The sequence below is a fragment of the Cupriavidus sp. FW216-B1 genome (assembly GCF_058789195.1).
In genome coordinates this window covers 19,213-27,780 of the sequence record NZ_JBYTEL010000004.1, presented here as the reverse complement: position 1 = coordinate 27,780, position 8,568 = coordinate 19,213, and the positions used below count along the sequence as shown (strand labels likewise).

9 protein-coding genes and 3 pseudogenes are annotated in these 8,568 nt (G+C 66.0%); 4 read left to right on the top strand and 8 right to left on the bottom strand.

The window, feature by feature from the left end; all coding sequences use genetic code 11:
- A pseudogene (locus tag AC3WXD_RS12440) lies at positions 1 to 244 on the top strand (tripartite tricarboxylate transporter substrate binding protein); the annotation flags it as partial.
- A 98-nt stretch (positions 245 to 342) separates the two neighbouring features.
- The gene (locus AC3WXD_RS12435; protein ID WP_492323814.1) at positions 343 to 1,062 is read left to right on the top strand and encodes an SDR family NAD(P)-dependent oxidoreductase; all 720 of its coding nucleotides are present in this window, start codon (positions 343 to 345) and stop codon (positions 1,060 to 1,062) included.
- An 11-nt stretch (positions 1,063 to 1,073) separates the two neighbouring features.
- Here AC3WXD_RS12435 and AC3WXD_RS12430 read toward each other — a convergent pair whose 3' ends face one another.
- Positions 1,074 to 1,898 (bottom strand): IclR family transcriptional regulator, encoded by an 825-nt coding sequence (locus AC3WXD_RS12430; protein ID WP_059413620.1) that lies wholly within the window; start codon positions 1,896 to 1,898, stop codon positions 1,074 to 1,076.
- Positions 1,899 to 2,342: 444 nt separating this feature from the next.
- Between AC3WXD_RS12430 and AC3WXD_RS12425 the strand changes: the two genes are divergently transcribed.
- Positions 2,343 to 2,780 (top strand): DUF2778 domain-containing protein, encoded by a 438-nt coding sequence (locus tag AC3WXD_RS12425; protein WP_492323813.1) that lies wholly within the window; start codon positions 2,343 to 2,345, stop codon positions 2,778 to 2,780.
- Positions 2,780 to 3,031: a hypothetical protein gene (locus AC3WXD_RS12420; protein WP_492323812.1), complete on the top strand. Its 252-nt coding sequence runs from the start codon at positions 2,780 to 2,782 to the stop codon at positions 3,029 to 3,031. Before AC3WXD_RS12425 ends, AC3WXD_RS12420 begins: the two co-directional genes overlap by 1 nt.
- A 92-nt stretch (positions 3,032 to 3,123) precedes the next feature.
- On the opposite strand, the gene AC3WXD_RS12415 is transcribed toward AC3WXD_RS12420, so the two are convergent.
- The 7 genes and pseudogenes from AC3WXD_RS12415 to AC3WXD_RS12385 form a co-directional block, all read right to left on the bottom strand.
- Complete coding sequence (locus tag AC3WXD_RS12415) at positions 3,124 to 3,927, bottom strand: DUF2145 domain-containing protein (RefSeq protein ID WP_492323811.1); 804 nt, start codon at positions 3,925 to 3,927, stop codon at positions 3,124 to 3,126.
- Positions 3,928 to 3,936: 9 nt separating this feature from the next.
- Complete coding sequence (locus tag AC3WXD_RS12410) at positions 3,937 to 4,428, bottom strand: hypothetical protein (protein ID WP_492323810.1); 492 nt, start codon at positions 4,426 to 4,428, stop codon at positions 3,937 to 3,939.
- 206 nt (positions 4,429 to 4,634) lie between these two features.
- Entirely contained in the window at positions 4,635 to 5,216 is a 582-nt protein-coding gene (locus AC3WXD_RS12405) for a DUF1120 domain-containing protein (protein WP_492323809.1), read from the bottom strand.
- Between the two features lie 124 nt (positions 5,217 to 5,340).
- Positions 5,341 to 5,538, bottom strand: a pseudogene (locus AC3WXD_RS12400) (FimD/PapC C-terminal domain-containing protein); the annotation flags it as partial.
- Entirely contained in the window at positions 5,511 to 6,035 is a 525-nt protein-coding gene (locus tag AC3WXD_RS12395; RefSeq protein ID WP_492323808.1) for a fimbria/pilus outer membrane usher protein, read from the bottom strand. The pseudogene AC3WXD_RS12400 and the gene AC3WXD_RS12395, both read right to left, overlap by 28 nt.
- Positions 6,035 to 7,191, bottom strand: a pseudogene (locus AC3WXD_RS12390) (PDDEXK nuclease domain-containing protein). Before AC3WXD_RS12390 ends, AC3WXD_RS12395 begins: the two are co-directional and overlap by 1 nt.
- A 163-nt stretch (positions 7,192 to 7,354) precedes the next feature.
- On the bottom strand, positions 7,355 to 8,422 hold the full coding sequence (locus AC3WXD_RS12385) for a porin (protein ID WP_492323807.1): 1,068 nt from the start codon (positions 8,420 to 8,422) through the stop codon (positions 7,355 to 7,357).
- Between the last annotated feature and the right edge of the window lie 146 nt (positions 8,423 to 8,568).

The window sequence follows — 8,568 nt, the reverse complement described above, 5'->3', positions numbered from 1 at the left end:
AAACATACCCCTCTGGCTCGGCACCTGCCGCTCCTCACCCTCCCCCCGCCACACGCCGCCCGAGGTGGTGGCGGTGCTGCGCACGGCGGCCGCCAGGACCGCGGCGGAGCCCGCGCTGCGCGAGACGATGGACAAGCAGAACCTGGGCTTCGCCTATGCGGACCAGGACGAGTTCCGCAACGCGATGGCGAAGGACAACGCCTACTTCAAGTCGCTGATCGCCAAGGTCGGCCTCGGCCACTGACGGCGCGGCCGCGCGCGCTGGCCGGGCGCGCGGTCTTCATCCTTCCCCGTTCTTCCCTGTTCTTCCCCATTCCCGCTTCGCAGGATTTTCCCGCCACCATGACTTTCCAGACCGACCTCTTTCGCGGCAAGCGCGCGCTTGTCTCGGGCGCCACCCAGGGCATCGGCGCCGCGGTGGCCAACCGCCTCGCGCGGCTCGGCGCCCACGTCACCGCCACCGGCATCGACGCCGGCGACGGCTCGCTCGACGCCGGCGTCGCGGTCAGGCTGATCGACGTGACCGACACGCAGGCCGTGGACGCGCTGGTGTCCGGCTTCGACGCGCTCGACATCGTGGTGAACTGCGCCGGCATCATCCGCCGCGGCGACGAGCACGACGTGGACGTGTTCGCGCAGGTGCTCGACGTCAACCTGACCGGCACCATGCGCGTATGCGGCGCCGCGCGCTCGCGGCTGGCGGCGCGGCGCGGGGTGATCGTCAACACGGCGTCGATGCTGAGCTTCTTCGGCGGCGCGCTGGTGCCGGGCTACGCCGCCAGCAAGGGCGGGGTGGCGCAGCTGACCAAGTCGCTGGCGCTGGCCTACGCGGCCGACGGCATCCGCGTCAACGCGGTGGCGCCGGGCTGGATCGCCACGCCGCTGACGCAGGCCTTGCAGGACGACCCGGCGCGCGCGGGCCCGATCCTGCAGCGCACGCCGCTGGCGCGCTGGGGCGAGCCCGACGACGTGGCGGACGCGGTGGCCTTCCTGTGCGCGCCGGCCGCGCGCTTCGTCACTGGCGTGATCCTGCCGGTCGACGGCGGCTACCTCGTGGCATAAGGCGCGACGCACTACAGATCGCGCGACGACGACAGCGCCGGACTCTCCGCGATGCGCCTGCCGATCTCGCGGCAGGCCGCCAGCAGCGGCTCGACGTAGGCGGCGAGCGGATCGTCCTTCTGCATGAAGCGCAGCGTGCTGACGCTGACCGCCGCCACCGGCTGGCCGCGCGTGTCGAGGACCGGCGCGCCGAAGCAATAGATGCCGGCCTCGTTTTCCTCGTCGTCCACCGACCAGCCCTGCGCGCGGAAGGTGTCCAGTTGCCGGCGCAGCGCATCGGCTTGCGTCATGGTGTTGGGCTGGTAGCGCGGCATCGGCAACTGCGCCAGGATCGCGTCCCGCTCCCCGGGCGCCAGCATCGACAGGTAGGCCTTGCCGACCGCGGTCGAATGCAGCGCCACCGCCGCGCCGATGCGCGAGGCCATGCGCACCGCCGCCAGGCTTTCCAGCTTCTCGATGTAGATCATGGTGTTGCCGTTGGGCACGGCGAGGTGCACCGTCTCGCCGGTCACGTCGCGCAGCGTCTTCAGCGCTTCCACCGCGGCCAGGCGCAGGTCCGAGCGCGACCAACTGCGGCTGGCCAGCTGCATCAGCCGCGGGCCGAGCACCAGCGCGCCATCGCGCCCGTCCTCGCGCAGCATGCCTTCGGCCACCAGCGCCGCCACGATGCGGTAGACCGTGGGCTTGGGATAGCCGCTTTGCTTCACCAGCGCGGCCATGCTGGCCGGCCCCTCCGCGTCGGCCACCAGTTGCAGCACGTGCATGAACTTGGAGAACGCGGCCGTGCCCGCCACCTTGGCGACGGGCGCGGTTTCATGCGTGGTGGAATCGGTCATGAAGCGAGGGCGTGGGGAAGGCCGGAGGGAAGCAAATTATCGCCGATCGCGGTGGCCGGGGGTACTTCCTGCGATGGCGCCGGAGGGCGCCTCTCAGTGGGATACCGGGGATCCGCTCGAACTGGCGCTGATGTGCTGAGTTAAGCAGGCGCTGGATCTGCGGGGATCGTGAATCAGGGGAGGGTGTTTGGTTAGAATTGGCGCGGGGAGGGCTTGGTGGGCTGGCCAACGCCCGGGCTGCGTCTGCTATCTATCACGGTTTCGGTGGCACCAATCCCGAGGAACCCGGAGCGCTATTGGCGTTGCCGGGGATTTCTCGGACGTGTCCAATGGACAGGCTATTTCCCAGATGATATTCATTCGATTCCACTGTCCATGGAATATGCATAACATCTGGAGGTCCTACACATGCTGCAATGTACTTTTGAATTGAACGAGCAACCGATGAGCGAGTTCAAGGTCGGCGCTCTGTCGTTTGCGGCGTTTTCCGGCAGGGAGGAATATATGAATAGACGCTCCCTCATGTGTACTCCGCGATATGGAGCCATCCCTGTCGGCCGATACTACATCTTTGATCGACAGTCTGGTGGCATAACCGGAACGCTGAGGAATTGGCTCGATTTGAATGGAAACAAGAAGAACGACTGGTATGCACTTTATGCTATTGATGAAAATATAGATGATGATAAAGTGCTTTGCGAGAAAATCGTCAGGTCCCATTTGCGATTGCATCCTAAGGGCCGTCTTGGCATCAGCGAAGGATGCGTGACGATTGACGAGATGTCTGACTGGATGAGCATTCGATCGATATTTACGAGTTCGCCAAAATACGCGGTGCCTGGGTCAGGACTCAAGGCATACGGGGTACTGACAGTGCGGTGATGACGATGCCGAAAATGGTTCTGGTAGTGCTATGGCTGGCGGCAGCGATCACCGCGAATGCTTTCTGGTGGGCCACGCATCCCGACGTCGCCCCTAATCTCTCGGGACCGCTGTGGCGGGGATGGCTGTCGGTCTATGGGGCGAAGAATGCCTCCCAGGAGGACGACGCGGCGTTTGCGGCATCGTCGCTCTGCCTTGTCCTGCTGACGGTCATGGTCCTGTGGTGGCGGCACCGGGCCCGGACAAAATGATTCGACGTGGATGGCGGCCGTCATCGCGGGGGCGGGAGGCGACGGCGGCATCCGTCCACTGCCGCCTTCCGCGCTTTGGCCCTAGCGACTTCCTAGCGCGGCGCCCGGATTTCCACCACTTCCCAGCCCTCCTTCCGGCTGGTCACGAATCGCGTGATTGAGTCGACGGTGACGGTGCGAATCCGGTCGGAGAAACGCAAGTTGTCGGGATGGTCGTCGAAGGCGACATTGGCCTTGAACATGCGGCCGCCCAGGCGCTTGAAGGTACCGATCTTCATCTCGGAGGGCTGGTAGTCCGCCAGTTGCAGCCAGGCCTGCGCCTGGGCGCGGCTGCCGATCTTCGCGTCGCGCGCTTCGGCCGCGGCCAGCGTTTCCAGCACCCAGACGTTCGAATTCTGGTAGCGCGTGGAGAACGGGTAGGCCACTAGGTTGTAGTTGGCGTCGTGGACGGCGCGCAGTGCCGGCGGGTCCTGCAGGCGTGGCAGCAGTCGCTCGGCAACGGGCTTGGGCGGGATGGCCAGCAACGCGTCGAACGAGAACATGTCGTCGAGGAAGAAGTTGCCCACGCCCTCGTACCACAGATCGGAATGGGCAGTGCCGCAGGTATTGAGCAGATGGGCGATGCGCCAGGGCGCGTCCGGCGCGCTGCGATAGACGAAACCGGCATGGCTGTATTTCAGGCCGTATTCGGACAGGTCTTGCCCGACCCGACCGAGCAGGGCAACGTTGTCGCCGCGCTTCTCGAGCGTGGCGATCACGTTCTGCGCCGTGCGCATCGCCATGCGCAGGGTGTTCTCGGTGAGCGGCGTTTCCTCGCAACTCTGTCCGGCAGAGGCCAGTGCCGGCACGAGCAGCAGGAGCAGCGCCGCGGCGCGGCATATCTGGTTCCGGATCATGTCTGTCCTTTATTGTGCCGGCGTGCCGGGCACACGCTCGTGATGCAGCAAGGCCTCGCCCAGCGTGTTGGGAACGAACGCCAGTACCTTGCCCGACACCACCAGCATGGTGCCAGTCGACTCGGCGACCGCCCGCACGGTGGCGCCCGCCGAGACGCCTAGCGTTTCGAAGGCCGACTTGCCCAGCTTGACGGAGAGCTTCCCCGCGCCGCTGGCGGCATCGAGGATGACTTCGACCACATCCTGGCCACCCTGCGCGATGCCCGAAACCACGAACACACTGCCCATGCCCGCGAGCGCGGACGCCTCTACTGGACCGCCACCGCCGCCGGCCAGGCTCACCAGGGGCGCTGCCAGGATCGAAGCGGCGCCGGCGGAAACCTGCACGGAAGCGTTGGCGTTGCCCATGGATTGCGCGTGAGCCGGCGCCACGCATAAAAGGGCGCCGGCCAGCGCCAGCGAAGTCGATATGACGGATAGCTTGTTGTTCGGCAATCTCATGGTTCATGCGTCCTTAAAGAGTCGCTCTCATTCCGTTTGAGCCAAGGCTCGGAGCACGTGTGGTGCGCGTCGCCGGAGGTCCGTGACGAGGCTACCCGATCGAGGGCGCGCTTCATATGCGTTGGACGCACAATCAGAAATTTCGGCAGGCATTTGCAGATACGGGTGTTGCGGTCGGACCTGAAAACTGGCCACCGCAGCGCATATCAGCGCTGAATCACCTCGATGCTGTGGCTGCTGCCCACTTCGGTTTCGGCGCTGACCGACAGCGCTTCGGCGGGCAGGCTGGCTTCGACGTCGAGCTGCATTGCGTATTGCTGTCCCATGCCGGGTTGGCTGCCCGCCATCAGGGCGACGCCCCTGCCCGGGAGCAGCGGCAGGCTGGCGCCGGTCTGCGCGGGCAGTTGCGTGGCCTGCTCGACGCTGCCCAGTGTCAGCGCGCGGCCGTCCACGCGCGCTTGCGAGAGGGTCAAGGCCAGGCGGCCGCGCGGGCCGAAGCTGTAGTTGCCGTCGCCGGTTGCCGCGCCGCCCACGAACAGGGTCAGCGCCGCCGGCCGGGTGCAGGTTACGTTGAGCGTCAGTTGCCGCTTGCCGAGCGAGTAGCCGCCGCTGGGTTGCCGCGCTTCCAGGATGGCCGCGCGATGGAGGCGGCCGTAGTCGGCCTGGCCGGGGCTGAGGTACAGGCGGCAGTTGTCGTCCGCGAGCGCGGTTCCCGGCCAGCCGATGCCGCCGGCGAGAAGCAGGGGGGCAAGCCGCAGGAGCCGCGAGTAACGGGCGGTGTCTTGCATGGGCAGGCTGATCGAGGATGGCAGACTGCATCGGCGGTCTCGAAGAAGGCGGCGGTGGCGGGGTCGCCGGCAGCGTGTAGCGCAGCACGCATTGCCGGCCGCCCGGCAGCGCCACCGAGAGCGCGGTGTCCGCCGCGCCATTGCCGAGGAAGATCTGGCCGCGGTCGAGCACGGTGCTGACGAACTGGTTGTTGCCGTCGAGCACGAAGGCGCCGGCCGGCAGTGCCTTGCCGTCAGCGCCGCGGGCGTTGAGCAGCAGGCGCCGCACGCGCAGCAGCTCGAAGTCCACGAAGTTCACCGAGCCGCGCCCCGCGTCCACCATGCGAAAGCCATTGCGGATATCGACATTGCGCGGCAGGGTGCTGGTGCTGACTTCGATTCGGCTGCTGCCGTAGGGCGAAAGCTGCGGGATGACGGCGCCCCCCACGGGTCGGTCCAGACCGGTCCTTGCGGCGTGCCCACCTTGACGCCCGGCGTGCCGCTCGCGGAGAGGATGCCGAAGGTGTCCTGCACGGGATAGGGCGATGCCGTCAGGCCGCTGGCATGCAGCACGAGGCCGCCCGTGGCGCCGCCGTAGTACGAGCGGTTGCGCGTGCCAAGGCCGGAGGCGCCGAGGTTGACCTGCGCATAGCGCGGCAGCGCGGACATCTGGGCGGTGAAGTTGTTGTCGTGGTCGCGCGCGTCGTGCTCGGCGCTGACGAATAGTTGAGGCTGTCGCTCACGCGCTCGGTGTAGGCGGTGCCCAGCCGGGTGTAGCCGCTCTTGTCGAAGCGCTTGCGTGACGGGGGCAGTTCGCAAGCCCGATGCCGGGACGCACACTATGATCTGCGTGTCTTGAGGGGAAGCGTTCCGCGAGATTCGAGCAGTCGCCGTGTGTTTTCCAATTCTTTCTGCAGCAATTCGGCATCCGGTAGCACCGTGCGGTAATTGGCCGCCATGACCTTACTTGGCAGCCCATCCAGCGCATACCGAGCCAGGGCCTGCCCCTTGTCAGCGCAAAGAATCAGTCCCACGGGCGGATTCTCATCCGAGTACGCCCAGTGCTCCTTGGCATAGTTGCAGTACATGTGCATCTGGCCCACGTCAGCCTGCCGAGCTTCAGGTCGATGATGACTAGGCAACGCAACTTGCGATGGAAGAACAGCAGATCCACCCGATACCAGGTCTGATCGATGTGCAATCGGCGCTGTCGCCCGATGAAGGTGAACCCTTCGCCCAGTTCGAGCAGGAAGTCTTCCAGCCGCCGGATCAAGGCGGCTTCAAGGTCGGACTCCGAATACTCGTCCTTGAGATCGAGGAACTCCAACACGTATGGGTCTTTGATCGCATCGTCGGGCGTGACGGCATCCTCTGGCTTCGGCACCGCGCCTTTGACCAGCATTGCGGCCTTGCCCTTGGACAGGGCTGTACGCTCATAGAACTGGCTGCCGATCTGCCGGTCGAGCTGGCGTACGCTCCATCCTCCACGCAGCGCCTCGGCTTCATAGAACTGCCGGGCGTGGACATCCTTGACTACCAGCAGACGAACATAGGCGGACCACGGCAGTGCGAAGACCTGTGCCAACTCGGAAAGGTCGAAATTCCGAGACGCTGTCTCGGAACTTTCGGCAGACATCCCGTTTCCAGACTTCCGAGACAGCATCTCGGAAATCACAGACCAGGGGTAGGCGAGAAAGAACTCGCGCATGTTCTCCAGGTTGTCCGGGCTGAACCCACGCCCAAACCGGGAGGTCAGGTCGCCAGACAGCCGCGCGATCAACTGCTCGCCGTAGCCGGCACGCCGCTTGCCTTTCTGCTCGGCTTCGACGATCCGGCGGCCGATTTCCCAGTAGCTCGCCGTCATCAGGGCATTGACGCTATGCGCCGCCGCATGGCGCGCGCCGTCGAGCAGTTCCACGATGCCGCCATGGATGCCGGCATAACCGGCTGGCACGGCCGCCGGCTTTGCCGCCGCCGTGGAGATCCTCCCGTTCATCCGACTACCTCCGTGGAACGCATGCGCCCCTGCATGGCGCCTTGGCACAATCCAGCGAACTACGGTACTGGCATCATGCCGAAACAAAAAAACCCACCACGTCAAGACGCGGTGGGCGCAAGGCTCCCGTTTCAGGCGGAGAGCGTCGATATGCGTTGGCGCCTCAGAAACGATGCCGCACGCCGGCGACCACGCCGGTCTGGTTCCTGCCCGGGATGACGCTGTTGGGCGCGCCGGTGGTGGCGTTGAAGCCGTTCAGGCCGAGTTCGGAGCCGTTCTTGTTGCGCGCGAAGGCGGCGTTGAAATAGACGTCGGTGCGCTTGGAGAGGACGTAGCTGGCCGAGGCGGCGAACATCATCGGGTCGGCGTTGCTGTTCCTGAAGTCCGTGTAGTAGGCCGCGCCGGAGAACGAGAGCGCGGGCGTGGCCTTGTAGCGCAGGCCGAGCCAGTAGAGGTTGGAGCGGACTTCGCCGCCCACGTCGCCGTTGAGCCAGCGGTAGCCGGCGTAGGGGCTGAGCGAGCCGAATGCGTAGCTGGCGCCGAGCGCCACGCGGCGGTCTTTCTGGTTGCGGGCGGCGACGGAGGTGCCCTGGTATTCGTCGTAGACGAGGCCGGCGGCGAAGGTGTCGTTCTCGTAGTACAGGCTGCCGCCAAGGCTGCGGTCGACCTTGTTGTCGCCGGGCACTTCGCCGGCGCCGGTGCGGCCGAAGCTGTACAGCGCCGTGACCGTGAGGCCGGAGACGCTGCGGCGATACTTGATGGCGTTGTCGGCGCGCCCGGCCAGCACCGCGTCGCTGCGGAACAACGAGTAGCGCGGCGCGAAGCCCATCGGGTCGAGCCGGATGGTGGTGTCGTACAGCGGGGTGGTCTGCCGCCCGAGCGTGACCTGTCCGAAGTCGCCGGCCAGGCCGACCACCGCGCTGCGGTCGAACAGCCGGTTGCCGCCTTGCCCGCCGTCGTCGAGGTTGAAGCCGCTTTCCAGGTCGAACACCGCCTTCAGGCCGCCGCCGAGGTCTTCGATGCCGCGCAGGCCCCAGCGCGAGGTGGACATGTTGCCGGACGAGAGCCGGTACGCGCTGCCCTTGCTGCCCTTGGCGGCCGCGTTGGACAGGTATTCGACGCCGACGTCGGCCACGCCGTACAGCGTGACGCCCGATTGCGCCAGCGCGGTGCCCGCAGCGGTGCACAGCAGCGCCGCCAGCTTGATGCGGGCGGATTTTGTCTTCCTCATTCTTGTTCTCCGGCTTGTAATTTATCGAAATAAAAAAATAGAAACCGGAGTCTATTGGGGCACGCATTACGCCTGGATTGCGCCAGCATGACAACTGGCGCTGGTCCTTGCCACAGGCGGGATACGGGGCGAAGCGGGGTTTGCGG

Excerpts from the sequence above, each read along its gene's own strand:
- AC3WXD_RS12410 (WP_492323810.1), bottom strand. The coding sequence starts at position 4,428 with ATGAGATTGCCGAACAACAAGCTATCCGTCATATCGACTTCGCTGGCG.
- AC3WXD_RS12415 (WP_492323811.1), bottom strand. The coding sequence starts at position 3,927 with ATGATCCGGAACCAGATATGCCGCGCCGCGGCGCTGCTCCTGCTGCTC.
- AC3WXD_RS12405 (WP_492323809.1), bottom strand. The coding sequence starts at position 5,216 with ATGCAAGACACCGCCCGTTACTCGCGGCTCCTGCGGCTTGCCCCCCTG.
- AC3WXD_RS12430 (WP_059413620.1), bottom strand. The coding sequence starts at position 1,898 with ATGACCGATTCCACCACGCATGAAACCGCGCCCGTCGCCAAGGTGGCG.
- AC3WXD_RS12435 (WP_492323814.1), top strand. The coding sequence starts at position 343 with ATGACTTTCCAGACCGACCTCTTTCGCGGCAAGCGCGCGCTTGTCTCG.
- AC3WXD_RS12385 (WP_492323807.1), bottom strand. The coding sequence starts at position 8,422 with ATGAGGAAGACAAAATCCGCCCGCATCAAGCTGGCGGCGCTGCTGTGC.
- AC3WXD_RS12420 (WP_492323812.1), top strand. The coding sequence starts at position 2,780 with ATGACGATGCCGAAAATGGTTCTGGTAGTGCTATGGCTGGCGGCAGCG.
- AC3WXD_RS12425 (WP_492323813.1), top strand. The coding sequence starts at position 2,343 with ATGAGCGAGTTCAAGGTCGGCGCTCTGTCGTTTGCGGCGTTTTCCGGC.